This window comes from uncultured Acidovorax sp., assembly GCF_964021665.1.
GTDB classification, from domain to species: Bacteria; Pseudomonadota; Gammaproteobacteria; order Burkholderiales; family Burkholderiaceae_C; genus Acidovorax; species Acidovorax temperans.
The window spans coordinates 24,297-49,443 of record NZ_CAXIAK010000020.1 but is presented as its reverse complement, the minus strand read 5'-3'; the positions used below and the strand labels follow the sequence as shown (position 1 = coordinate 49,443).

23 protein-coding genes and 2 pseudogenes are annotated in these 25,147 nt (G+C 63.7%); 16 read left to right on the top strand and 9 right to left on the bottom strand.

The genetic code is table 11. The features are described 5' to 3' along the window. Positions 1–185, bottom strand: a pseudogene (locus AADJ04_RS06685) (hypothetical protein); the annotation flags it as partial. Between the two features lie 323 nt (positions 186–508). On the opposite strand from AADJ04_RS06685, the gene AADJ04_RS06680 reads away from it, so the two are divergent. Both AADJ04_RS06680 and AADJ04_RS06675 read left to right on the top strand, forming a co-directional pair. Further along, positions 509–916, top strand: coding sequence for a c-type cytochrome (locus tag AADJ04_RS06680; protein WP_066698730.1), 408 nt, complete (start codon positions 509–511; stop codon positions 914–916). Positions 917–926: 10 nt separating this feature from the next. Further along, positions 927–1,967: an FAD:protein FMN transferase gene (locus tag AADJ04_RS06675; RefSeq protein WP_341239138.1), complete on the top strand. Its 1,041-nt coding sequence runs from the start codon at positions 927–929 to the stop codon at positions 1,965–1,967. A 63-nt stretch (positions 1,968–2,030) separates the two neighbouring features. On the opposite strand, the pseudogene AADJ04_RS06670 reads toward AADJ04_RS06675, so the two are convergent. Further along, positions 2,031–2,856 (bottom strand): annotated as a pseudogene (locus tag AADJ04_RS06670) (symmetrical bis(5'-nucleosyl)-tetraphosphatase). A 359-nt stretch (positions 2,857–3,215) separates the two neighbouring features. On the opposite strand from AADJ04_RS06670, the gene AADJ04_RS06665 reads away from it, so the two are divergent. From AADJ04_RS06665 to AADJ04_RS06655, 3 genes are all read left to right on the top strand, one after another. Continuing rightward, entirely contained in the window at positions 3,216–3,503 is a 288-nt protein-coding gene (locus AADJ04_RS06665; RefSeq protein ID WP_044396922.1) for an H-NS histone family protein, read from the top strand. A gap of 608 nt (positions 3,504–4,111) precedes the next feature. Then, entirely contained in the window at positions 4,112–7,039 is a 2,928-nt protein-coding gene (locus AADJ04_RS06660) for an aconitate hydratase (protein ID WP_341239137.1), read from the top strand. A 90-nt stretch (positions 7,040–7,129) separates the two neighbouring features. After that, a complete protein-coding gene (locus AADJ04_RS06655; RefSeq protein WP_066698709.1) occupies positions 7,130–8,368 on the top strand; it encodes an FAD-dependent monooxygenase in 1,239 nt (412 codons plus the stop codon). A 65-nt stretch (positions 8,369–8,433) separates the two neighbouring features. On the opposite strand, the gene AADJ04_RS06650 is transcribed toward AADJ04_RS06655, so the two are convergent. After that, entirely contained in the window at positions 8,434–9,693 is a 1,260-nt protein-coding gene (locus tag AADJ04_RS06650) for an MFS transporter (RefSeq protein WP_341239136.1), read from the bottom strand. Positions 9,694–9,930: 237 nt separating this feature from the next. On the opposite strand from AADJ04_RS06650, the gene AADJ04_RS06645 reads away from it, so the two are divergent. Next, on the top strand, positions 9,931–10,920 hold the full coding sequence (locus AADJ04_RS06645) for a DUF3395 domain-containing protein (RefSeq protein ID WP_341239135.1): 990 nt from the start codon (positions 9,931–9,933) through the stop codon (positions 10,918–10,920). Positions 10,921–11,049: 129 nt separating this feature from the next. Here AADJ04_RS06645 and kynA read toward each other — a convergent pair whose 3' ends face one another. From kynA to kynB, 3 genes are all read right to left on the bottom strand, one after another. Next, positions 11,050–11,937 (bottom strand): tryptophan 2,3-dioxygenase, encoded by an 888-nt coding sequence (gene kynA, locus AADJ04_RS06640; protein WP_341239134.1) that lies wholly within the window; start codon positions 11,935–11,937, stop codon positions 11,050–11,052. An 18-nt stretch (positions 11,938–11,955) separates the two neighbouring features. Continuing rightward, complete coding sequence (gene kynU / locus AADJ04_RS06635; RefSeq protein ID WP_341239133.1) at positions 11,956–13,293, bottom strand: kynureninase; 1,338 nt, start codon at positions 13,291–13,293, stop codon at positions 11,956–11,958. Between the two features lie 90 nt (positions 13,294–13,383). Then, a complete protein-coding gene (gene kynB / locus AADJ04_RS06630) occupies positions 13,384–14,025 on the bottom strand; it encodes an arylformamidase (RefSeq protein ID WP_341239132.1) in 642 nt (213 codons plus the stop codon). A gap of 342 nt (positions 14,026–14,367) precedes the next feature. On the opposite strand from kynB, the gene AADJ04_RS06625 reads away from it, so the two are divergent. The 9 genes from AADJ04_RS06625 to AADJ04_RS06585 all read left to right on the top strand — a co-directional run bounded on the left by AADJ04_RS06625 (position 14,368) and on the right by AADJ04_RS06585 (position 21,279). Then, positions 14,368–15,330, top strand: coding sequence for a chromate resistance protein ChrB domain-containing protein (locus AADJ04_RS06625; protein WP_341239131.1), 963 nt, complete (start codon positions 14,368–14,370; stop codon positions 15,328–15,330). 46 nt (positions 15,331–15,376) lie between these two features. Next, on the top strand, positions 15,377–16,579 hold the full coding sequence (locus AADJ04_RS06620; protein WP_341239130.1) for a chromate transporter: 1,203 nt from the start codon (positions 15,377–15,379) through the stop codon (positions 16,577–16,579). Between the two features lie 25 nt (positions 16,580–16,604). Beyond that, a complete protein-coding gene (locus AADJ04_RS06615; protein WP_341239129.1) occupies positions 16,605–16,859 on the top strand; it encodes a hypothetical protein in 255 nt (84 codons plus the stop codon). A gap of 4 nt (positions 16,860–16,863) precedes the next feature. Further along, on the top strand, positions 16,864–17,526 hold the full coding sequence (locus AADJ04_RS06610) for a Fe-Mn family superoxide dismutase (protein ID WP_341239128.1): 663 nt from the start codon (positions 16,864–16,866) through the stop codon (positions 17,524–17,526). After that, a complete protein-coding gene (locus tag AADJ04_RS06605; RefSeq protein ID WP_207375607.1) occupies positions 17,523–17,981 on the top strand; it encodes a chromate resistance protein ChrB domain-containing protein in 459 nt (152 codons plus the stop codon). The genes AADJ04_RS06610 and AADJ04_RS06605 overlap by 4 nt, the downstream gene beginning before the upstream one ends. Beyond that, positions 17,978–18,394, top strand: a complete 417-nt coding sequence (locus AADJ04_RS06600) for a hypothetical protein (protein ID WP_242638383.1) — start codon at positions 17,978–17,980, stop codon at positions 18,392–18,394. Before AADJ04_RS06605 ends, AADJ04_RS06600 begins: the two co-directional genes overlap by 4 nt. Before the next feature lie 382 nt (positions 18,395–18,776). Continuing rightward, positions 18,777–19,118, top strand: a complete 342-nt coding sequence (locus tag AADJ04_RS06595; protein ID WP_341239127.1) for a FeoA family protein — start codon at positions 18,777–18,779, stop codon at positions 19,116–19,118. After that, the gene (locus AADJ04_RS06590) at positions 19,115–21,046 is read left to right on the top strand and encodes a ferrous iron transporter B (protein ID WP_341239126.1); all 1,932 of its coding nucleotides are present in this window, start codon (positions 19,115–19,117) and stop codon (positions 21,044–21,046) included. The genes AADJ04_RS06595 and AADJ04_RS06590 overlap by 4 nt, the downstream gene beginning before the upstream one ends. Next, on the top strand, positions 21,046–21,279 hold the full coding sequence (locus AADJ04_RS06585) for a hypothetical protein (RefSeq protein WP_207375241.1): 234 nt from the start codon (positions 21,046–21,048) through the stop codon (positions 21,277–21,279). Before AADJ04_RS06590 ends, AADJ04_RS06585 begins: the two co-directional genes overlap by 1 nt. 124 nt (positions 21,280–21,403) lie before the next feature. Here the strand turns inward: AADJ04_RS06585 and AADJ04_RS06580 are convergent, their stop codons facing one another. From AADJ04_RS06580 to AADJ04_RS06570, 3 genes are all read right to left on the bottom strand, one after another. Next, the gene (locus AADJ04_RS06580) at positions 21,404–22,081 is read right to left on the bottom strand and encodes a hypothetical protein (RefSeq protein WP_207375240.1); all 678 of its coding nucleotides are present in this window, start codon (positions 22,079–22,081) and stop codon (positions 21,404–21,406) included. Positions 22,082–22,254: 173 nt separating this feature from the next. Then, a complete protein-coding gene (gene argF, locus AADJ04_RS06575; RefSeq protein WP_198847093.1) occupies positions 22,255–23,175 on the bottom strand; it encodes an ornithine carbamoyltransferase in 921 nt (306 codons plus the stop codon). A gap of 37 nt (positions 23,176–23,212) precedes the next feature. After that, complete coding sequence (locus AADJ04_RS06570; RefSeq protein WP_207375239.1) at positions 23,213–24,409, bottom strand: aspartate aminotransferase family protein; 1,197 nt, start codon at positions 24,407–24,409, stop codon at positions 23,213–23,215. 240 nt (positions 24,410–24,649) lie between these two features. Between AADJ04_RS06570 and AADJ04_RS06565 the strand changes: the two genes are divergently transcribed. Beyond that, positions 24,650–24,973, top strand: coding sequence for a DUF3579 domain-containing protein (locus AADJ04_RS06565; RefSeq protein WP_066693411.1), 324 nt, complete (start codon positions 24,650–24,652; stop codon positions 24,971–24,973). Positions 24,974–25,147: the final 174 nt, after the last annotated feature.

Genomic DNA, 25,147 nt, shown 5'->3' with positions numbered 1-25,147 from the left:
CAGATCGCCAAATGCAAGGGCGCTGGCATGGCAGAAACAAAGGGGGTGAGGTGCGGCGGCGGAACGTTGGAAGGCAGGCACAGAGGGCAGTCCATGCCCATGGCCTCCGCGGTGGAGATGTCTTTGGTCACCTCGGCGGCCACCCACTTGGCAGGGCCGCCGTTGCCCGAGCACACCAGTTCCATGGCGTGGTGTCGTATGGAAGGAGATGCCCCAGCCACCAGCAAGCCGAGCACGAACGAAGCCAATACCCATAGGCGCAGCGCTCGGTGTTTGCAATGGAAGGACATGGCCGCGATAATAGATTCACATAATATGAATCATATTGATGTAAGTCATGCTTTTGCGGTGCGTACCCCTGTCCATCAAGACGCTGCCAAATTACATTGGTGGCACGAGATGCGGAGGTTCATCGCCAAGGCGGACAGCGCTGGAGCAACTGCCCGCGTGCAACGCACAAGGGCCTGCACCGCATTCAATGTTTATCCAATACGACAGGACGTTTGCTATGAAGAAAATTTCCATGATGTGCACGGCAGCCGCCGTGCTGGCCTTCACGCTTGCAGGCTGTGGTGACAAGCGGCCAGCCGAGGCGCCTGCCGCATCGGCACCAGCACCTGCGGCGGCCCCAGCGGCCCCTGCGGCACCGGCTGCCCCAGAGAACACAGTGGGCAAGAGCGTGTACGGCAAGACCTGCGCGATGTGCCATGCAGCCGGCGTGGCGGGTGCGCCCAAGCCTGGTGACAAAGCCGATTGGGGCCCACGCATTGCCCAAGGCAAAGACACGCTCTACAAGCATGCGATTGAAGGCTTTACCGGCGCCAAAGGCATGATGCCCGCCCGTGGCGGTGGCGCCAGCCTGACCGACGATGAAGTCAAGGCCGCCGTGGATTTCATGGCCGACCAGTCGATCTGACGGAGGCGTTATGCCGCAAGCATCTGCCCCCGCTTCTTCCCACTTGCTGAGCCGCAGGCGTGTGGCGCTGGCCATACCGCTGCTGGGCAGCGCACTGTGGGCTGCCACGGCCAAGGCATCCACTCCCGTGCTGCGTACACAGCGGCCGGTGTTGGGGACGGCCGTGGACATCGTGGTTGAGGGGGGCGATGCCCGCCAGCTGCGCAGTGCCACCGAGCACGCCTTTGCACGCATGCGTGAACTGGAGGCGTTGCTGAGCAAATACGACCCCCAAAGCCCCGTCAGCCGCGTGAGCACAGCGGCAGGCAAGCACCCCGTGGCGGTGCCGCCTGCCGTGATGGCGGTGCTGCGCGAGGCGCAACGCATCCATGCCGTGACCGGGGGGGCATTCGACGTCACGGTGGGCGGGTTGAAGGCCTGGCACTTTGGCGAGGGTGTGCAGCAGATGCCGCAGGCAGAGGAAGTCGCGCGGCAATTGAGCCTGGTGGGTGCGCAGGATTTGGTGCTGGATACCAACGCAGGCACCGCGTTTTTGCGGCGTCGCGGCATGGCGCTGGATTTGGGTGGGATTGCCAAGCTGCCCATCCTGGAAGCGGGCATGCGCGTGCTGCAGGAGCATGGCATTGACAACGCCATGGTCAATGGCGGCGGCGATGTGCTGGTGCGCGGGCAAATGCAAGGCCGCGCCTGGCGCGTGGGTCTGCGCGATCCGCGCACGCCTTCCCAACTCTTGGGTGCTGTATCGCTGCAGGGCAGCGCCGTGGTGGCCTCTTCGGGCGACTATGAGCGCTACTTCCTGCACCAAGGGCAGCGGCAGCACCATGTGCTCAACCCGCGCACGGGCTGGCCCACCACGGGCGTGCACGGCGTGAGCCTGATCGCATCTTCGGTGGCTGAGGTCAATGGCTTGGGCGCCTCCATCATGGTGATGGGCGCTGATGCCGGCAAGGCCTTGGCGCACCGCCAAGGTGGCCTGGCGGTGCTGATTGCGCAGAGCAATGGGCAGGTGTGGAAGTCGCCCGCCATGGCGCGCCAGCTCGGCTCTGCCTGATTCGATTCAGGCACGTGCCCTTGCCGCAGATTTTTGCGAGGGCACGGTCTTACCGTGCGATGGTCAGTTGCCCGGCACCTGGGCCTGTTCGCAATGCACTTGAATCAACTCCCGTTCTGCCAGCGTGTTTCCAAAACGCACTGCGCTGAGGCAGCCGCCCCACACGCAACCGGTGTCCAGCCCCAGCACATGGGGGCGGTTCAAGAACCCCAGCGTAGACCAGTGCCCAAAGGCCATCGTGGTGTCTGCCGTGCGTCTGCCCGGCACATCAAACCATGGCACCAGGCCCGCAGGTGCCTGCGCGGTACTTTCGGTGCTTTGGGAATCCGTCACCTCGTCCGCCGAGCAAAACCGCAGGCGAGTGGAGCCGCTCGGTTCCCTGCAGTGCTGCATCCCACCGGTCGGGTGTGTTTCCGTACATCTGGTGCAGAAAGTCGTGCAGCTGGGCTCCTCGCAGCACCGCTTGCACTTCGCCTGACAAGGCCACCACGTCCTCCAGTGTCCAGCTTGGCAACACCCCCGCATGCACCATGAGCAAGGTTTCGCCAGCCAGGGTGTGCGTTCGCGCCAGCCTTTGCTGGCGCAGCCAATCGAGCAGGGCAGGGTGGTCGGGCGCTTCCAGAACGTGGGCCAGGGTGTCGCGTTTGGAGGGCTTGCGCGCACCGTGCGCTGCCGCCAGTAAATGCAGGTCGTGGTTACCTAGCAAGGCTTGAATGGCACCATCATTTCGCATGCACCGGCGCAATACGTCTGCGGAGGTGGGCCCCCGGTTGACCAAATCACCCAGCAGATAAATCGTGTCGCGGCTGGGAGAAAAACCAATCGTGTCCAAAAGTCGGTGCAATGCGTTGTCGCAGCCTTGGATGTCGCCTATGCAATAAATGGCCATGGGGTGAAGATGAGGGTCTGGGAGAATGAGGAAACTGATTTTCCTCGAGCCGAATCGCCTGAGGATACGCTGCACTGGAGCAGAGTAACTGGGGCCGATGGTGGGAAGAGGGCTGGCCTGGTTGACCATGCCAGGTGGGGATATGCTGTTATGCCACAAACGATCTGCAAAATCTGGGCTGTCCATTCTCAAGCGATCAGTGGCTTGCCGATGTTCTCCATGCCTTGTGGTGATGCGGCTGTATATCTTGCTCTCGGGCAAGGTGCAGGGAACTGAATCGAAATAACCAAGTCCAGCGTAAAGAATGTTATTTGTCCATATAATGGCTATTCCGCTCTACTTACTTTTGATTACACACCATGACCACCTACAAAGAACTATTGAAGCAACGCGAGGCTCTGGAGCAGCAAATCAGTGAAGCCCGCCGGCGCGAACTGAGTGATGCCATCAGCCAAGTGCGCTCTTTGGTGGCTGAATTTGGTCTGACTTCTCAAGATGTATTCCCCACTGGCCGTGCCCGCAGCGCCAGCGCTGGCACCAAGGTGGCGCCCAAGTACCGCAACCCCGCGACAGGCGAAACCTGGACGGGCCGTGGCAAGGCGCCCAAGTGGATTCAAAACCAAGACCGCGAGCAGTTCGCGATTTGAGTGGATTCCATGCATTAAAAAAAGCCCGCTTTTGCGGGCTTTTTTTATGGGCGCTGGTATTTTGTTCGTAATGCGAAAGATATTGAGCCGTTGGAGACAGGGCTTTCATTTCGTCACCTGTACGGCCCCGCATTAATGGATTCAACGTTCGGCAGTTCCACCCACCAGAGCGCTCTGACTGCCTGAGACACCGCTGGATAACCATTTTGCAAACTGGGGTGCTTGTTTCAGATTCTTGTGACATCTTTATGCGGGTGCATGGGTTATCTGACCCGCGTGGCTGTGTCACAGGCAGTAGCGTTCGAACAACCACGAACTCTGCCGCCACCTGAACTCTGCGGGGCTCATGCTTCCCCCCCTTTTAAGGCAGCAAAACTAATTCCGGGTTGAACGCGGCTACCTGCCAGAGCGTCATCGCTTTGGTCTATGGCATGCCTCGCATGGCCGATCAAAGCGTGAGAAACCGCTCTGTGTGTTGATCATCCAAAGCCCATCGCCGTTTAAATGCGCTTGATTGGGAGGTTTTCGGGTGCATAACCCTTCGGCTTGCGTATTGGTACAGGTCTGACGAAAATGGTTTCGTCACCTTTCATTCCAAGGATTTCGCCATGGCACGTTCACCCCAGCCTGTACCCCACGCGTTTCCCGAGACTTTGCGGAGTTTCCCAATCGCTTCTGGCAAAGAAGGCAAGCTCTATTCGCTGCCTGCGCTGGCCCAGCAGTTTCCGCAGATCGCAAGGCTGCCCGTATCGATTCGGATTGTTCTGGAGTCGGTGCTGCGCAACTGCGATGGGCGCAAGGTCACGGCAGAGCATGTGAAGCAATTGGCCCAATGGGCACCGAACGCAGAACGCAAGGATGAAATACCGTTCGTCGTGTCGCGGGTGGTGCTGCAGGATTTCACGGGCGTGCCCTTGCTGGCTGATCTGGCGGCCATGCGCAGCACGGCCGTGCGGCTGGGCAAGAACCCCAAGAAGATTGAGCCGCTAGTCCCTGTGGACCTGGTGGTAGACCACTCCATCATGGTGGACCACTACGGCAAGAAGAATTCGCTGGACCTGAACATGAAGCTCGAATTCCAGCGCAACCGCGAGCGCTACGAGTTCATGAAATGGGGCATGCAGGCCTTTGACACCTTTGGTGTGGTGCCGCCGGGCTTTGGCATCGTGCACCAGGTCAACCTCGAATATCTGGCGCGCGGCGTGCACAAGCGCAAAAACGGTGTCTACTACCCCGACACGCTGGTGGGCACTGATAGCCACACCACCATGATCAACGGCATTGGCGTGGTGGGCTGGGGTGTGGGCGGCATCGAGGCCGAGGCCGCCATGCTGGGCCAGCCGGTGTACTTCCTCACGCCCGATGTGGTGGGCTTTGAGCTCACAGGCCAGCTGCGCGAAGGCGTGACGGCCACCGACCTGGTGCTCACCGTGACTGAGATCCTGCGCCAGCACAAGGTGGTGGGCAAATTTGTGGAGTTCTTCGGCGAAGGTACGCGCACCCTGGCGCTGGCCGACCGCGCCACCATCGGCAACATGGCGCCGGAATACGGGGCCACCATGGGCTTTTTCCCGGTGGATGAAAAGACCATCGACTACTTCAAGGGCACCGGCCGCACCAAGGGCGAGATCGAAGCCTTCGAGGCCTACTTCAAGGCGCAGGGCCTGTTCGGTGTGCCCGCTGCGGGCGAGATCGATTACTCGCAAATCGTGCGGCTGGACCTGGGCACCGTGACCCCCAGCCTGGCTGGCCCCAAGCGCCCGCAAGACCGCATTGAACTGGGCAAGGTATGCAGCGAGTTTTCCAGCCTGTTCAGCAAACCGATTGCCGACAATGGCTTCAACCGCCCCGCCGCGCTGCTGCATACCCGCCACCAGGTGCGCGGCAAGGAAGCCCTACCGCTGGCTGCGCCACCCCGCGAAAAGCCAGCCCCCTCGGGCGCCCCGCGCTTTGTGGCAGAGATGGAGCAGAACCGGCCGACGCTGGCGGCAGCGCACGCCGAGGTGCCAGCGCAGCAGGCGGCGCGTGCGGGCGATATCACCGTGGGCAATGGCGATGTGCTGATTGCCGCCATCACCAGCTGCACCAATACCAGCAACCCGAGCGTGATGCTGGCCGCCGGTTTGCTGGCCAAGAAGGCGGTGGAAGCCGGCCTCAAGGTCAAGCCCCACATCAAGACATCGCTCGCGCCCGGCTCGCGCATCGTGACCGAATACCTCACGCAAACCGGGCTGCTGCCTTATCTGGAAAAGCTGGGTTTTGCGCTGGCGGGCTATGGATGCACCACCTGCATTGGCAACGCGGGCGACCTCACGCCCGAGCTCAACGACGCCATCACCAGCAACGACCTGGTGTGCGCTGCCGTGCTGTCGGGCAACCGCAACTTCGAGGCGCGCATCCACCCCAACCTGAAGGCCAACTTTCTGGCCAGCCCGCCGCTGGTGGTGGCCTACGCCATCGCCGGCACGGTGTTGAAAGACCTGATGACCGAGCCTGTCGGCCAGGGTAAGGGTGGGCGGGATATCTACCTGGGCGACATCTGGCCCAGCAGCGATGAAGTGCATGCATTGATGAAGTTCGCCATGAACGGCAAGGCGTTCCGCGAGAACTACGCCAAGGTTGCCAGCGACCCCGGCAAGCTGTGGCAAAACATCCAGGGTGTGAGCGGGAGCACCTACACCTGGCCTGCCAGCACCTACATTGCAGAGCCACCCTTCTTTGCACAGTTTGCTATTGAAGATGTAGCTGCTGGCGCTTATGCAGAAAGCGCTGCAGGCCAAAAAGGCCAAAAGCTCCCATCGGTGCTCGGCGCGCGCATCATGGCGCTGTTTGGGGACTCCATCACCACCGACCACATCTCGCCCGCTGGCTCCATCAAAGAGACTTCACCTGCCGGGCAGTGGTTGCTGCAGCACGGCGTGCAGAAGGCTGACTTCAACAGCTACGGTGCGCGGCGCGGCAACCACGATGTCATGGTGCGCGGCACCTTTGCCAATGTGCGGATCAAGAACCTGATGATTCCGCCCGCCGCCGACGGCTCGCGCGAGGAGGGCGGTGTGACCGTGTTCCAGAGCGAGGGGCCGCTGCAGGGCGAAAAGATGTTCATCTTTGATGCCGCCATGCACTACATGGCGCAGGGCACGCCCACGGTGATTTTTGCGGGCGAGGAATACGGCACCGGCTCCAGCCGCGACTGGGCCGCCAAGGGCACGCAGTTGCTGGGCATCAAGGCCGTGGTGGCGCGCAGCTTTGAGCGCATCCACCGCTCCAATCTGGTGGGCATGGGCGTGTTGCCGCTGCAGTTCAAGGCGGGCGATTCCTGGGAGTCGCTGGGCCTGTCAGGCGCCGAGATCATCGACGTGGTGCCCGACCCCGCCCTCGCACCGCAGAGTGACGCGAAGCTGGTGGTGCACCGCCCGGACGGCACTCGCCAGGAGTTCACCGTCACTCTGCGCATCGACACACCCATCGAAGTCGACTACTACCGCGCGGGCGGCATTCTGCCGTTTGTGCTGCGCCAGTTGTTGCAGGGCTGAGCAGGGTAGTGCGTCCATCGCCTGCCCAAACCTTGATGCGTGTCTAGCGTTAGAGGCGCTGGGCGACCCTGCAGGTACGACAATGCACGTATGAAAAAGCAGGTATTGATTGCAGGGGGCGGTATTGGCGGCATGGCGGCGGCGCTGGCCGCTTCGCGTGCCGGGTGGGACGTGCGCATGTACGAGCGCGTGGCCGAGTTTTCTGAAGTGGGCGCAGGCGTGCAGCTGGGCCCGAACGTGGTGCGCTGCCTGCAGGCCTGGGGCTTGCAAAAAGCCCTGCAGCAGGTGGCAGCGTTTCCTGATCGCCTGCAGGTGCGCTGCGCCCTCAGTGGCGCAGAGCTGGGCGTGCTGCCCCTGGGGCGCACGGCGGTGCAGCGCTACGGCGCGGCTTACGCCACCATTCACCGGGCGGATCTGCACGGCCTGCTGCACACGGGTGTGCAGCGCTACACCGATGCCCAGCTGTACCAGGGCCTGGCCATTGAATCCTTCACTGACGCCAGCCGCGCGGCCCCGGTCATTCCGGGGGGCGAGACGGTGGTGTCGGTGCGCACCTCGCAGGGCAAAGAGATTGAGGGTGATGCACTCATTGGCGCTGATGGCTTGTGGAGCTGCACGCGCACGCAACTGCTGGGCTACCAGGCCCCGCGTGTGACGGGGCACCTGGCGTACCGCGCCCTGGTGCGGCAAAGCGCGCTGCCCAAGGCGCTGCGCACGCAGCATGTCACGGCCTGGCTGGGGCCACGGCTGCACATGGTGCAGTACCCCGTGCGGCGGGGAGAGTTGCAGAACCTGGTTGTCATCGTGCAAGGCCCCGCGCCGCAGAACCTGGAAACCTGGGACCACGACGCCAACGCGCGCGACCTGGAATTTGCGCTGCAGGGCACCTGCACCGCGCTGCAACACGCCGTGCATGGCGTAGAAGCTGCCGGTGCCGGCTGGCGCCTGTGGCCGCTGTGCGACCGCCCGCCCGTGCGCAGCCCCGAGGAGATGGTGCAAGGCCTGGTGGCGCTGCTGGGCGATGCCGCGCACCCCATGCGCCCCTACCTGGCGCAAGGCGCGGGCATGGCGATTGAAGATGCCGCCCAGCTGGAGCGGGCGCTGTCCATGCACGACCTGGAAGTGCCCTTGCGCCTGCGCCGCTACGCGGTCAACCGCTGGCAGCGCAACGCGCGGGTGCAGGCCCGGTCTACCCGCAATGGGCGCATCTTCCACGCCACCGGCCCCGTGCGGTGGGCACGCAACCTGTCGCTGAAGATGCTGGGCGAGCGGCTGCTGGATGTGCCCTGGCTCTATCGGGGCGATGGCATTGACTCTGTGCGGTCCTGATTTGCTATTGAATCAATAGCTGGCAGCGCTTATGGGGCGAGCGCTAGAGGCCTATTTGTGCTGCATCACACCTGCTGGCGCGGCGCAGGCAGCCAGCGAAAGGCCGCCGCGCCCAGCGCCAGCATTCCGGCAATGGTGAACATTACCACCGCATAGGGCTCGACCCCCTGGGCCTTGGCGGTGGATGCCGCCACGCCGGTGATCCACTGCATCAGCGCCACCCCCAGAAACAGCGCCATGGTGAAGACCGACATGGCGCGCCCCGTCATGGCTGCCGGGTAGGACGAGCGCACATCTGCATACTGCAGCACCATGTAGCCCGACAGCACACCCACCGCCAGCGGGCCCGCCACATCCAGCCACGCCAGTTGCCACACGCCCATGGCCGCAAACAGTGCCGCCATCAGCACCGTGAAGCCGATAAGCCAGCGGCGGCGCGTGCCGGGGCCGGGGTCCATGCGGCCGAAGAAGGCGGGGCTGAACAGCGACACCAGCGACATGGCCGTGGCCACATGCCCGCTGGCGACCAGCGTGTAGCCGTGCCGGTCAATCAGCAAAGGCCCCAGCCACAGGCCGCGCAGCGACAGCATCGAGGCATAGGTCATCAGCGCCAGCAGCAAGATGCCCACCGTGTGCGGCAGCAGGAACAGCGCCCCGAACCCGCGCACTGTCTGGCCCAGCGATTCGGGCTTTGCATGGGTGGCCGTGTCGGCATGGGCCGCCCGGGGCTCGCGCACCTTCCAGAAGATCAAGGCCCAGGCCAGTGCCGCCAGGCCCGCCAGTACCCCAAACCCCCAGCGCCACGACGATTGCTCCACCAGCCACGCCAGCGGCGTGCCGGTGAACAACATGCCCAGCCCACCCACCCCCATGGCAGCGCCTGATACGGCGGCGAAGCGCGACGGCGCAAAGTAGCGGGCGATGAACACCGTGCACACCAGAAAGGCAGGCGCACAGCCCACGCCAATCAACACCTGCCCCAGCAGCAACATGCTGTAGCCCGTGGCCACAGCAGACAGCGCAGCCCCCGCAATCGCCATCGGAAACGCCACCAGCAAGGTGCGCCGAATGCCCCAGAAATCGATGGCGATGCCCATGAAAAGCTGCATGGTGCCGAAGGCGAACGCGAAGGTGCCGGCAAACACGCCCAGCGCCTGGGCCGACAGGCCAAACTCTGCTTGCAGCCCCGTGGCCATGATGGCGGTGATGGTGCGAAACGCCTGGCTCAGCGCAAAGCCGCTGACCAGCGCCAGCAGCATGGCCCAGGCTTGTGGGGCAGATAGCGGTTGAGGGTGTGCAGCGGCGTTGGCGGAGGGCGGGCTCATGCCGCAAGCGTAACGCCCGCCGCTTCACTGGCCTGTCTCGTGGGTGCCGATGGCGGGTTGCCTCGCCACGAAAACATTTGGTACCAACTTTTGCCGAACAGATAATGCGCTCGGGCCATCCCGGTCAACGCGGGGCCCCGGCTTCCGTTACAAAGGGGCACTGGCTTGTTTTTGCCAGCCATCCTCACAAAAAAGCCGCGTTGAACGCGGTGATTTCAACACCCAAGGAGGTTCCCCATGCCATTTCGCCACTCTTTTTACGGCTTCTGGGCCGCGCTGCTGCTGTTCTTCGGGCTGCTGGCCCCTGCGGCCGCGCAGCGTGGCGGTGACGACGGGGCCTACCAGATCCTGAGTGCCCGCTACGGCACGAGCGAGCGCTATGTAGACGTGACCGAGCGCGTGCGCGAGCTGGCCAGCGGCGACCAGCCCTTTCTGGTGCACAACGACACCTTTGGCACCGACCCGGACCGGGGCCGCGTGAAAACACTGCGCATTGATGCCCGCGACGCCCGAGGCAAGACGCGCACCTTCAACTACCGCGAAGACGCGGTGGTCGATGGCCGCCAGTTCACCAGCTGGCGCGGCGGAAACGGTGGGTACGGCGGCGGCCAGGGCAATGGCCGCGACGATGGCGAGTTCCGCATCCTGCAAGCGGTGTACGGCACCCAGGAACACCATGTGGACGTGACCCGCCGCCTGCGCGACCTGGCACGCGAAGACCGCCCCATTGCGCTGACCAACGATACCTTTGGCGTGGACCCGCACCGCGGCCGCAGCAAGACACTGCGCATTTTTGTGCGCACCCGCGACGGCCAGAACCGCATGTTCGAATACGCCGAAGGCTCCACCATTGACGGCGCGCGCTTTACCGGCTGGCGCAGCGGCAACTGGGGTAACGAGGGCTGGAACGGCGGCTGGCATGGCAACGGCGGTGGTAACAACCAGGGCGGCAACTACCCAGGCGGCGGCTATGACCGCCCCGGCGCGGGCTACGGCGGGCTGGCCATCGTGCAGGCAGCCTATGGCGCTGACAACCGCGTGATCGACGTGACAGACCGCGTCCGGGCCCAGGTGTCGGGTAACCAGCTGTCGGTGCGTGCCAGCAACGACCTGGCGGGTTACGACCCCGCCCCGGGCACGCCCAAGGTGCTGTGGGTCACGTACTCCATCGGTGGCCGCGAATACCAGGTGAGCGTGCGCGAGTCGGAATACCTGCGCCTGCCTTGACGGCTGGGGCGGTCATCGCCCTGTGCCTTGTTTTGCTATCAAAAAAAGAGCTGCTAGCGCTTGTGAATAAAGCGCTGGCAGCTCTTTTTGTTGTGAATGCCTGAATGCCCCTGTGCAGCGGCCCTGGCCTTACAGGTTCGTGCGCAGGCGCCAGATCTCGGGGAACAGCACCACGTCCAGCATCTTGCGCAGGTAGCTCACGCCGCCCGTGCCGCCGGTGCCGCGCTTGAAGCCGATCACCCGCTCCACCGTCGTCACATGGCGGAAGCGCCACAGGCGGAAGGCGTCTTCCAGGTCCGTCAGCTCTTCGCCCAGCTGGTACAGGTCCCAATGCCTTTCGGGGTTGCGGTACACGGTGAGCCACGCTTGCTCCACGGCTTCGCTTTCGGCGTAAGGCTGTGTCCAGTCGCGCTCGGTGTGGCTGGCAGGCACCGCAATGCCACGCAGCGCCATCAGCCGCAGGGCCTCGTCGTACAGCGAGGGTGCTTCGTACGCCGCCTGCACCTGGGCCAGCAGGTCGGCGCGGTGCTCGTGGGGCTTGAGCATGGCACGGTTCTTGTTGCCCATCGAAAATTCAATGCAGCGGTACTGGTAGCTCTGGAAGCCGCTGGACTGGCCCAGGTACGGGCGCATGGCGCTGTACTCGGGCGGCGTCATGGTGGCCAGCACATCCCAAGCGTGCACCAGCTGCTCCATGATCTTGCTCACACGCGCCAGCATCTTGAAGGCGGGTGGCAACTCATCACGCGCAATGTGTGCAATTGCCGCGCGCAGCTCGTGCAGCATCAGCTTCATCCACAGCTCGCTGGTCTGGTGCTGCACGATGAAAAGCATCTCGTCGTGCGCGGGCGACAGGGGCTTTTGCGCGGTGAGGATGGCGTCGAGCTGCAGGTAGTCGCCGTAGCTCATGGACTTGCTGAAGTCGAGCTGAGCGCGCTCCTCGTGCACGATGGATTCAGGCAGCGCAGCGCCCGGTGCTTCGCTGGCGGACGCAGGGGTTTGAGAGAAAGGGCACATGGTGGTTTTCTTCCCGGTTCAGGTCACGGCGTGGGTCTGGTTGAACTCGGCCTTTTGCCACTCGCCGCTCTCCAGCACCTGGCGCAGGTGCTCCACCGCGTTCCACACGTCTTCAAACCCGATGTACAGCGGCGTCAAGCCAAAGCGCAGGATGTCTTTGTGCACCTTGCCGCCGTCGCCTTTGCCTGCACTTGGAGCCGCGCCGGACCCGGCGCGGTAGTCTCCAATCACGCCGCGTGCAATCAGCGCCTGCACGATGGCGTAGGCACCGCTGCCCTGGCCGTTCACGCCCGCGCCTTCGTCACGCGTCAGGCACACCTGCGAGCCCCGCTGGGCATGTTCACGCGGTGTGGCAAGGCCCAGGCCGTAGCCCGCGCAGCGCTCTTCCACCAGCTGGATGAACAGGTCGGTGAGCGCCAGCGACTTGGTGCGCAGCGCCGCCATGCCGCCCAGGCTTTGCGCGGCGGTGAATACATCCAGCCCGCACTGCAGGGCTGAGAGGCTGATGATGGGCTGTGTGCCGCACAGGTAGCGGGTGATGCCGGGGGCGGGCTGGTAGTCGGGCGTGAACTGGAAGGGCGATGAATGACCCCACCAGCCCGACAAGGGCTGCCAGCACCGGTTGGCATGGCGCGGGTGCACCCACACAAAGGCCGGTGCGCCGGGGCCGCCGTTCAAATACTTGTAGCCACAGCCAATCGAAAAATCGGCGTTCGCGCCCAGCAGGTCCACCGGCACGGCGCCTGCGCTGTGCGCCAGGTCCCACACGCACAAAATGCCCTGGGCCTGGGCGGCGGCGGTGATGGCGGCCATGTCGTGCATGGCGCCGGTGCGGTAGTTCACGTGCGTCAGCATCAGCACGGCCACGTCGCTGGTCAGCGCTGCGTTGATCTCTTCAGGCTCCACCAGTACCAGTTCCAGCCCGCGCTCCTTGCACAGGCCTTCGGCAATGTAGAGGTCGGTGGGGAAGTTGCTGCGCTCGCTCACGATGCGCTTGCGGGCGGGGCTGTCTTCGCGGGCGATGTTCAGCGCCGCGCTCAGCACCTTGTAGAGGTTGATGGAGGTGCTGTCGGTGCACACCACCTGGTCGGGGCCCGCGCCAATCAAGGGGGCGAGCTGGTTGCCCAAGCGCTGGGGCAAGTCAAACCAGCGGGCGGTGTTCCACGACTTGATCAGGTCGGTGCCCCATTCGCGCTGCACCACATCGGCAATGCGGGCGGGCGCGGCCTTGGGCAGCACACCCAGCGAATTGCCGTCCAGGTAGATCACGCCCGGGGGCAGGGCAAAGTGGTCGCGCAACGAGCGCAGGGGGTCTTGGGCGTCGCGGGTGCGGCAGTCTTGCAGGGTGATGGTCATGTTGATGTTGCTTTCATTTTGATAGCTGCTGGCGCTTGCTGTATAAGCGCTAGAGGCCGAAAATGTTTAAAAATTTGGTGGACGCGCTGGTCAACCAGGCAGCGAGCGAAGTACCGCCCGCACGGGGGATGCATCGGCCGTGGTCAGCTTGAGTGGCAGGGCGATGAGTTCGTAGTCACCCTCGGGCACATCGTCCAACACCAGGTTCTCCAGCACGCGCAGGCCCCGGCGGCGTATGACCTGGTGGCTGTCGAGCGTTTTGCTGTCGGCGGGGTCAATGCTGGCGGTGTCTATGCCCACCAACTGCACGCCCAGGTCCGCCAGCCGTTCGATGGTGGCGGGCGCATAGGCGGTGAGCTGGCCGTCCCATTGCGCGGGCGCCTGGGCATAGGTGCGCACCAGCACGCGTGCGGGCAGCGGCGGCAGCGCGGGGGAGAGGGCGTGGGCAATGTGCGCCCACTCGATCAGCGGCCCGCAGCCTATGGCGTGGATCACGCGGCATGGGCCCAAAAACGCATCGAGCGACACGGCCCCAATGCTGGCACCGCCAGCGTCATAGTGCAGTGGCGCATCGGCATGCGCGCCCACATGGGGCGACAGCGTGATGGCACTGACATTGACCGGACAGCCCGGGCCGATGGTGGCGCACCACTGCTGGCTGTAAGGCGTATCGCCCGGAAACACCGGGCTGCCTGCGTGAACGGGGGGGGAAATGTCCCAAAGCTTTTGCATGGGACGTGACGGTAATGGCGTGGATTTTTTGTGGTGTCGGTTATTTCCAACAGTCACTGATTTTGGGCGCGGGGTTTGCTTCGCTTGGTTGACCGCATGCTCGGTGTCATGCTTAACCGTGATGTGCGGCCTGCATTGTGGGTAAATTCGCCTGTGCCGTTGTTGCTGTGGCAATAGACCCTCTGCCCCTCTGCTGTGGCCCCGGGGCGCGCGCGGAGCCTGCGGAGGTCTCTTGCGTTGAGCCTGAGGTAAGGCGAATGGGGTGTATGAGATGGATGGGGTAGATTTTGTAGAGATGGCTACACCATTGCAGCACACATGACGGCGCACTAAGCTGCCGCCATGTCTCTCACCACCGACTCTTGGCTGGCTTTAGTCGTCAGCCTCCCTTCAGCAGCAGCCACTCCGCGCATGCGGATTTGGCGTGCAGTCAAGGCACTGGGCTGCGCTGCCTTGCGCGACGGTGCCTACCTGCTGCCAGCACCGGCGGAGCAGGCTGCGCAGCTTCAAACATTGGCCGACGAGGCCCTGCGTGAAGGTGGGCAAGCCTGGCTGCTGCGCGTGCATGCCCAGGACATGGCCGAGCAAGTGGCCTACCAAGCACTGTTTGATCGAACCACTGACTACACCCCCTGGCTGGAAGAGTTGGCGCAAGCCCGCCAACTTCTCCCCACCCTGTCTGCCGCCGAGCTTCAGCGCCTGCAGCGCCGGCATGGGCGTGCCTACGAGGCAATCCGCAAGATCGACTTCTTTCCGGGCGAAACCTCTACCCGGGCCGAAGCCCAATGGCGCGACTTCACGAACGCCGTGGATGCCTTGCAGTCACCCGGAGAACCTCAGACCACCGCGGGCCGTATCGCCCGGCGTGACCGCATGCAGTACCAGGGGCGACTTTGGGCAACACGCCGCCACCTCTGGGTCGATCGCGTGGGGAGCGCCTGGCTCATCCAGCGCTTCATCGACCCCAGCGCACGCTTTCTTTGGCTGGAATCCCCGGTCGACTGCCCCTCCGATGCGCTGGGCTTTGATTTCGACGGCGCGACCTTCTCGCACGTTGGCGACCGGGTGACGTTTGAGGTGCTGCTGTCGAGCTTTGGCCTGGACGGTGATCGCGGCCTCTTGCGCCTGGGATCAATGGTGCACGCACTAGACGTTGGAGGCACGGCCACGCCCGAAGCCAGCGGCTTTGAGGCCGTTCTGGCCGGTGCGCGCAAACGCTGGCCAGACGACGACGCACTGTTGGCCGATATGGGCGGGGTGCTGGACTCGCTTCATGCACATTTCTCGACCCATCGCAAACCCTAGCCAAACCCTAGCCAAACCCTAGCATTTCACAACTTCAGGGATGAACATGAACGATCTCAATACAACGGCAGCGCCCGATACCAGCACTTCAGGTATGCCAAGCTACACGCTGTGGCAGCTGGTGCTTTACATGCTGCGCCTGGGAACGCTCGGCTTTGGCGGCCCCGTGGCCCTGGTTGGCTACATGTACCGCGATTTGGTGGAGCAGCGCGGCTGGATTTCGGATGCCGATTACAAGGAGGGCATGGCCCTGGCCCAGCTGATGCCAGGCCCTTTGGCTGCGCAGTTGGCCATCTATCTCGGGTACGTGCATTTCCGCCTGTGGGGCGCAACGCTGGTTGGCCTGGCGTTTGTGCTGCCATCTTTTGTGATGGTGGTTGCCCTGGGGTTTGCCTACAAAGCCTACGGCGGCATCTCGTGGATGCAGGCAGTCTTTTATGGCGTGAGCGCATCCGTCATTGGCATCATTGCCTTAAGCGCCTACAAGCTCACGACCAAGAGCGTGGGCAAGGACAAACTGCTCGGGGCCATTTACTTGGTCAGCGCAGGTGTGACGATTGCCACCCAGTCCGAAGTGATCTGGGTCTTTTTGGGTGCGGGTTTGCTTGTGTGGGCCGTGCGCGGCCCGTTGAAGCGGTTCGGCGGCCAACTGCACAGCATGGCGTGGGCGGCACCAATCGTTGCGGCACTCAGTCTGGAGAACCTCGATTGGCCCAAGCTGGGGCAGATTGCCGCGTACTTCACCTATGCGGGCGCCTTCGTCTTCGGCAGTGGCCTGGCCATCGTGCCGTTCCTTTATGGCGGCGTGGTCAAGGAGTATGCGTGGCTGACGGATCGCCAGTTTGTGGATGCCGTGGCCGTGGCCATGATCACCCCAGGCCCGGTCGTTATCACCACCGGGTTCATCGGCTTCCTGACCAGCGGCTTCTGGGGCGCGGTTGTCGCAGCGGCGGCGACTTTTCTGCCCTGCTACCTGCTCACCGTGATCCCGGCGCCGTACTTCAAGAAGCACGGCAAACACCCCGGCGTGATCGCGTTCGTGGATGGCGTTACCGCCGCTGCCGTGGGCGCTATCGCTGGAGCCGTGGTGGTGCTGGGCCAGCGGTCCATCGTGGACCTGCCCACTGTTGCACTGTTTCTCGCCACCGCTGCGGTTCTGTGGCGTTTCAAGAAGCTGCCCGAGCCAGTGGTGGTGCTGGCCGCCGCCTTGATCGGCCTGGTCGTCTATCCGCTTGTTGCCCACGTCTGACTCGAACCATCTGAAGGAGAACTGCATGAACTACCAAATCCGCCCCCTGACTCTGAACCCCGATCAGCTCTCTGGTTTGTCGAGCCGCCTCATCACCAGTCACCACGAAAACAACTACGCGGGTGCCGTCAAGCGCCTGAACGCCCTGCGCGGCGAGCTTGCGGCGCTGGACTGGAACGCTGCAGCAACTTTCACCATCAATGGCCTCAAGCGCGAAGAGTTGATCGCCGCCAACTCGGCCTTCCTGCACGAGTTGTACTTCGACAACCTGGGGGGGTAACGGCGTGCTGCCTTCCTGCGGGTTGTCCATTGCGCTCACGCGCGACTTTGGCTCTGTCGAGGCCTGGCGCAGCCAGTTCATGGGGCTGGCCAAGGCCATGGGCGGTGGATCGGGATGGGCACTGCTGTCCTGGTCTTCCCGTGAAAGCCGACTCATCAACCACTGGGCCACCGACCACACGCACCTCCTTGCGGGCGCCAGCCCGGTACTGGCGCTGGACATGTACGAACACGCATACCACATGGATTTCGGCGCCAAGGCGGGCGCCTATGTGGATGCTTTCATGGCCAACATCCAGTGGGACAAGGTCTACAAGCGTTACGGCGCTGCTGTCGAGGCGGATGCGTTGGCGTTTGGCATCGACACGGGCGGTGCATTGGCTGGTGCGCCGGGCGCGCTGGATGTGCGGCGCGAGGAGGACTATGTACAGAGCCCGCAGGTCATTGCCGGTGCATCCTGGCGCGACCCGTCGCGCGTGCATGAGTGGAGCCAGGAGCTCGATGCATCAAAGCCGGTGCTGCTGTACTGCCTGCGCGGCAAGGACATTGGCCGCTCCACCGTCCTGGCGCTGCGGGCACGGGGCATGGATGCGCGCTACATCGTCGGTGGCATCGAGGCCTGGCAGGCCGCTGGCCTGCCGCTGCAAACACCAGGAGGTGCCGCATGAAATGGGTCACCCGTGAGCGCCCCAAGATCGACCGCATCGCCTGCCCCTGGCTGATTGCCCGGTTCATCGACAAAGAGCCGGAATTCCTCTATGTGCCTGCGGCCACCGTGCTTCAAGTCGCGCAAGACACAGGAGCGATCCCGTACGACGTACCAGGTGTCGAAATGACCCATGACGGCGACTTCTGCAGCTTCGACGCCTTTCTCAAGAAGTACGGCCTCACCGACCCCGCCTTGCAGGAACTGGCTGTGATCGTGCGGGGCGCAGACACCTCCAGGTTGGATCTGGCGCCGCAGTCTGCGGGCCTGTACGCGCTGTCGCTCGGCCTGTCCAAGACCTTCAACGATGACCACGAGATGCTGATGCATGGCATGGTGATGTACGACGCGCTGTATGCGTGGTGCCAATCCTGCCAGGCAGAAACCCACCACTGGCCCCCGAGCATGGCGGCATGAAGCAAGCAATCGCGTGGCGGCCCCGCCGCTTCACAAGGGGGTTGTATGCGCATTTCCTGTGCGGGGTGCTCATGCCCTTCGTTTGCGCGGCGTCCCCAGAAAGCAAACTGACCACGGCGCAGATTCGCTCCACCGTGGGTGGGCACCATGTCTCCGACGGGCGCCATTGGGGGCATGACTACTTTCTGGATGGGCGCCTGGAGCGTTCAGAGAACGGCCGCACACGCAGTGGACGCTGGACCGCGCAGAACAACCAACTGTGCCTGCTGCTGCCCGAGGTCAGCAAGGAGTCCCCGGTCTGCTTTGATGTGGTGCGCGTGGGCGATGAGTTGCAGTACCGCGATGCGGGCCGTGTGGTTTATGCAGGCGCTGTCAAAAAGCGCACGACCCGATTGCAAGAGGGCCGGCTGTGAAATGGGCTGCGAGGTGCTGAGATGGATTCAGAAGCCTGGTCAAGGTCGTTTGATTTTGCCGACCGATTGACAGCAACCAGAGTTCAGAATTCGGCATGGTGCAATTCCCTGCCTGGGCGCTGCAAGGTGGTTCCAGGCGCGGCCTTGATCCTCAGAATCTGTGCATGGTTTTTTGGAGATTTCACGCCAACCCTTCGGGCAAGGGGTGCCCGGCAAGACACTTGTGCAACTCAAAAAGGATTGTGAGCAGGTGCTCAGACCCCAGCTTCTGCGTTTGATCGCAGCGCTCTGCCTTTCTGAAGCACTCTGATTTGAATCAATTGACGGTGGAACTCCATTTATAAAATGAGAACTAAACTCATTTGCGAAAAGGCTGATCCCCATGAAAACCATGCACGAGAGCGCCGCCGCCCTGTACCCCAGCGCGCTGGCCGCCACATTGGCCGTGGCCTCGGCGTCTTCGTCAGCGGCTTCGGGCCTGGATGGACTGAAAGTGCGCACGCCCGCGCTGGTGACCGGGCTGGTGCCGGCGCGTGATGGGCGTGAGCACAGCACTTTGCTGCGTTTGCTGGAAATTGGCTTTGTGCCCGGCGAAACCGTGCAAGTGCTGGCGCGGGGCGCTTGGGGGGGTGACCCCTTGGCCGTGCGGGTGGGGCAGGCCACTTTTGCGCTGCGGCACCAAGAGGCAGCGATGGTGCAGGTTCAGACGCAGGGGCAGTCATGAGCGCGGTACGGAACGCTGGGGGCGTGTCGCCCAAGGCAGATTTCCTGCGTGTGGCTTTGCTGGGCAACCCCAATTGCGGCAAGACGGCGCTGTTCAACCTGCTGACCGGTGCGCGCCAGAAGGTGGCCAATTACGCCGGTGTGACGGTAGAGCGTAAAGAGGACACGCTGCACACGGCCAGTGGCCGCAAGGTGCGCGTGCTGGATTTACCCGGTGCCTACAGCCTGCACGCGCACAGCCTGGATGAAGCCATCACCCGTGACATCGTGCGTGGCCGCCGCCCCGGCGAGCCGCTGCCCGACTTGCTGGTGTGCGTGACCGATGCCACCCACCTGCGCCTGAACCTGCGCCTGGTGCTGGAGGCCCGGGCCTTGGGCCTGCCCATGGTGCTGGTGCTGAACATGAGCGACATGGCCGAGCGCCGGGGCATTCAGATTGACCGTGAGGTGTTGGCCCGTGAGCTGGGGATGCCCGTGCTGGCCACGGTGGGTGTGCGCGGCGATGGCGCGCAGGAATTGCTGGCCTGGCTGGATTCGCCCGCCGCGCAGGCCCTGAAGGCCCCGGTGGTAGCCGCCCAGGAGGCGGTGGCGCTGGATGCCTCGCCGCTGGACGCTCAGACCCAGGTCATTCGCACCCATCAGCAGGTGCACCGGCTGATGGAACTGGCCGTGCGGGCCCCTGCAGCCAGTCTGCGTGTGGATGACCGCATCGACGCCGTGGTGCTGCACCCCGTGTGGGGCATGTTGCTGCTGCTGGCCACGTTGTTTTTGATGTTCCAGGCGGTATTCACCTGGGCTTCTGTGCCTACCGAATGGATCAACGCAGGCGTGGAATGGACATCTGCCTTCATCCAGCAGCACATGGCCGATGGCCCGCTGCGCAGCCTGCTGGTGGACGGCATCGTGGCCGGCGCGGGCGGGGTGCTGGTGTTCCTGCCGCAAATCCTCACACTGTTCCTGTTCATCCTGGCGCTGGAAGACTCGGGCTACCTGCCGCGTGCCGCCTTCTTGCTGGACCGCGTGATGGGTACCGTGGGGCTGTCGGGCCGTTCGTTCATTCCACTGCTGTCGAGCTTTGCCTGCGCCGTGCCGGGCGTGATGGCTACGCGTTCCATCACCCACTGGCGTGATCGGCTGGTCACCATCATGATCGCGCCGCTCATGACCTGCTCGGCCCGCTTGCCGGTGTATGCGCTGCTGATTGGCGCCTTCATCCCCGAGCGCACCGTGGCGGGCCTGTTCAATCTGCAGGGCCTGGTGTTGTTTGCGCTGTATGGGGGCGGTATTGCCAGTGCCATGGCCGTGGCGGGCGTTGCCAAGCTGGCCCGGTCTGACCAGCGGCCCCCGCAGTTGCTGATGGAATTGCCCGCTTACCGCTGGCCCAGCCTGCGCAGCCTGGCGCATGGTCTGTACGAGCGGGCGGTGATTTTCATCAAGCGCGTGGGCGGCATCATTCTGGCGGTGACGGTGCTGCTGTGGTTCCTGTCCACCTACCCCGCCCCGCCCGAAGGGGCCACCGGGGCGGCCATCACCTACAGTTTTGCAGGCCAGTTGGGCCGCCTGCTGGAGGTGCTGGTGGCGCCCATCGGTTTCAACTGGCAGATCGCCATCGCCCTGGTGCCCGGCATGGCGGCGCGCGAGGTGGCCGTGGGTGCGCTGGGCACGGTGTATGCGCTGTCGGCCACGGGGGACGAAGTGGCCAGCCAGCTCGCGCCGCTGATTGCGCAGAACTGGTCATTGGCCACGGCGCTGTCGCTGCTGGTGTGGTTTGTGTTTGCGCCGCAGTGCATCTCCACCATCGCCGCCGTGCGGCGCGAGACGAACAGCTGGCGCTACCCGCTGCTGATGGTGGCCTACCTGTTTGGCTTGGCGTATGCCGCCAGTTTTGTGACCTACCGAATCACTTTGGCCCTGGGAGGTGGCGCGTGATGTGGCAACAATGGATCACCGGTTTGATCGTGGCGCTGGCCGCCGCTTACATGCTGTGGCGCTGGCTGCCCGCCGGGCTGCGTAAAAAGCTGGGCCGGGTGCACCCGGCCATGGGGCAGAGCGCAGGCTGTGGTGGTGGCGGGGGCGGCGGTTGCAGCAGTTGCGGCGGGTGTTCGTCGTCTGCAGCACCCCGCGCGACGGTGCACGCCGCAGAGCGCCAGGAGCGGTTCTGATCTGAATGGGCGGCCCTTGCGCCTGTTCAGCCGCCGTTCGGGCTGAGCGGCCGCAAGCGCCCTGTGCAACGCGTTGGCGCTGTCTGCCTGATGGTGGGGGGCGTTTGTCGATGCGTGCGCCGTGTCAGGCGTACAACTGGCCTTGCTGCAATGCTGCCAGTGCTTGGCGCAGATTGGCGCGGGCCTGCGATTCATAGCGGTAGAAAAACCACTCGTCGTGATAGATGCGCGGCCTGTCCAGAAAGCCTTGCAGCACTGCGCTGCGCCCCGCTACGTAGCGCGGCCAGCGCACAAAGAAATACTCCTTGCGCACGTTGCGCTCAAACTGGCGGTACACCGCATCGCTTTGGCCCAGCACGGCCAGGTCGATGTCCACGACCCAGGTGGCGTCGCCTTGCAGCGCGCCCGAGTTGTGGCATGTGGCCATGATGTGTGCGTGAACGGTTGAAACCAGGCTGGGTGGCACGTGCTGGCCGTTGAGAAAGCGCGATGCCCACTGCGCGCTGCGTAGCTCGTTGTGGGCACTCCAGGGCCAATACACCGCGTCATGAAACCACAGGGCCAGCGCTACGGCATGGGGTTGCTCCAGCGCGCCGGGCAGTTCGTTTTGCACCGTCTGCCAGTGGCCCAGGCAGGCCTGCAGGTGCGATGCATTGTGGTACGCCCGGGGCCAACGCTGCCAGCTGCGCAGCAGGCGCTGGCCTTCTTGCATCCACGGATTGGCGGGGCAGCCCAGGGCCGTGCCCAGGACTGCCCATTGGGTGAGCAGCGCGTCGGTGTTTACCGTGCTGCGGTCGAACATGCCGCTTTGGCGTTATGCCACGCGGCCGAGCAGAAGGTACTCCATGAGTGCCTTCTGCACGTGCATCCGATTCTGGCTTCGGCCCGCAGCCTGCGGCTGCTTCACGTCCGCATGGCGGACATGAGCCTGCGCCGAAACAGTCTGCCGGCGCTGGCGCGCCACCGCGTTGCATTTCATGCCACGCGGCCGAGCAGCAGGTACTCCATGAGTGCCTTCTGCACGTGCATCCTGTTTTCTGCTTCGTCCCACACCACCGATTGCGGGCCGTCGATCACTTCGGCCTCCACCTCTTCGCCACGGTGCGCGGGCAGGCAGTGCATGAAAAGGGCGTCAGGCTGGGCGGCGGCCATCATTTCGGCGTCCACGCACCAGTCGGCAAAGGCCTTCTTGCGGGCCTCGTTCTCGGCTTCGTAGCCCATGCTGGTCCACACGTCGGTGGTGACCAGGTCGGCGCCCTTGCAGGCTTCGAGCGGGTTGCTATAGAACTGATAGCTGCTGGCGCTTACCCCTTGGGCGCCAGAGGCCAATTTCTCATCAATTTCGTAGCCACGCGGTGTGCTCACGTTCACCTTGAAGCCCAGCAGTGCAGCGGCCTGCACCCAGGTGTTGGCCATGTTGTTACCGTCGCCCACCCAGGCCACCGTCTTGCCTGCGATGGAGCCACGGTGTTCGATGTAGGTGAAGATGTCGGCCAGGATCTGGCAGGGGTGGTATTCGTTGGTCAGCCCGTTGATGACGGGCACGCGCGAATGGGCGGCAAAGCGCTCGATCTTGGTTTGCTCGAATGTGCGGATCATCACCAGATCGGTCATGCGGCTGATGACCTTGGCGCTGTCTTCAATTGGCTCGGCGCGGCCCAGCTGGCTGTCGCCCGTGGTCAGGTGCACCACACTGCCGCCCAGCTGGTACATGCCCGCTTCAAAGCTCACGCGGGTGCGGGTGCTGGCCTTTTCAAAAATCATGGCCAGGGTGCGGTCGGCCAGCGGGTGGTACTTTTCGTACGACTTGAACTTCTTCTTGATGATGGCTGCGCGCTCGAACAGGTAGGCGTATTCGTCAGCGGTGAGGTCGGTGAACTGCAGGTAATGTTTCATGGCAAAAAAGGGCACGCCGTGGCGCGCCCTGCAAGGTTTATTCGGCCAGGATGGCTTTGACCAGAGGGGTGAGCTTGGCGACGATTTCGTCGGCTTCAGCCACGGTGAGGATCAGCGAGGGCACCAGGCGGATGACGCTGTCCGCCGTCACGCTGATCAGCAGGCCTGCTTCAGCGGCGCGGCCGGTGAGGGCGCCGCAGGGCTTGTTCAGTTCAATGCCCAGCATCAGGCCCTGGCCACGAATTTCCTTCACGCCGGGCAGGCTGCCCAGCTCACGCTCCAAGGCCGCCTTCAGGTGTGCGCCCACGGTGGCTGCGTTCTCCAGCAAGCCTTCTTCTTCCATGATGCGGATGGTCTCGTTGCCTGCGCGCATGGCCAACTGGTTGCCACCAAAGGTGGTGCCGTGGTTGCCCGGCTGCAGCACGTTGGCGGCCTTGGGGCCCGCCACCACGGCGCCAATCGGCACGCCAGAGCCCAGGCCCTTGGCCAGGGGCATCACGTCGGGCACGATGCCTGCCCACTGGTGGGCAAACCACTTGCCGGTGCGGCCCATGCCGCACTGCACTTCGTCAATCATCATCAGCCAGCCGCGCTCGTCGCACAGGGCACGCAACTGCTGCAGGTATTCGACGCGGGTGGGGTTCACACCGCCTTCGCCCTGGATGGTTTCAAAGAACACCGCCACCACGTTGGGGTTGCCCTCGGTGCGCTGCTTGATGGCCTCGATGTCGTTCAGTGGCACGCGGATGAAGCCCTCGACCAGCGGGCCAAAGCCGCTGTAGATTTTGGGGTTGCCGGTAGCCGACATGGTGGCGATGGAGCGGCCGTGGAAGGCCTTTTCGTAGACCACGATCTCGGGCTTGGCGATGCCCTTGTCCACGCCGTACTTGCGTGCAATCTTGATGGCCGCCTCGTTGGCTTCCAGCCCCGAGTTGCAGAAGAACACGTTGGTCATGCCAGAGCGTTCCACCAGCTTGGCAGCCAGCGCTTCTTGCAGCGGCGAGTGGTAGTAGTTGGAGGTGTGGATGAGCTTGGTGAGCTGGTCTTGCAGTGCAGGCACCAGCTTGGGGTGGTTGTGCCCCAGCGTGTTCACGGCAATGCCGCCCAGCGCGTCCAGGTATTCCTTGCCATTGACGTCCCAGACTCGGCAGCCCTGGCCTCGGGCCAGCGCGATGGGTACGCGGCCATAGGTGTTCATTACGTGGGGCGAGGCTGCCTCGATGAAAGCGGTCATGCAGAGATCTCCAGACGGTGCAGAAAAAGGTTGGGCTTGTGGCCTGCGAACAGGGTGTTTCACCCGAAAAGCGAAGCACGATTCTAGGGGGAGTGCCGTGGCTGGCCATTGACAATTGCGCATCACTGCGATGCGTTACCCGCCTGGGCTGCAGGAGTACCGGGTTAGCTCTTATATAAGAGTTAGAATGGATGGCTGTAGCAACCCTGCGGTGAGCTGCCACTTACCCAACCGACCGCGATGGTTTCCCCCTCCACCAAAGAAGTCTTCATCCAAGGCGTTACCCACGACGGGAAAACCTTTCGACCCAGCGATTGGGCCGAGCGCTTGGCGGGCGTCATGAGCCAGTTTCGCCCTGGTGGCTCGCGGCCGGGCAGCCACCTGAGCTATTCGCCCTGGTGCATTCCCACCACCCTCAACGGCGTGAAATGTGTGGTGGTCCACCGCGACTTGCAAAACCACGAGCCCATGGCCTGGGACTTTGTGATCAACTTCGCAAGGGACAACAACTTGCAAGTCGCTGAGGCCTGTTTGCTACCCGACGCTCCCCCCCCCAAGGCCTGACTGGCCTTTTTTTACGCCTGCTCGCGCCGCAGGTGGGGGCCATGAAGGCGGCATGCAAGGCATAGGGATCCGCCAGATGTGCCAAGAAGATGGTTTGCGCCGCACCTGAAAACCAAGCGGGCACAAAAAAACCGCCCGAAGGCGGTTTTGATGTTTTGCTGACAGCGCACCCGT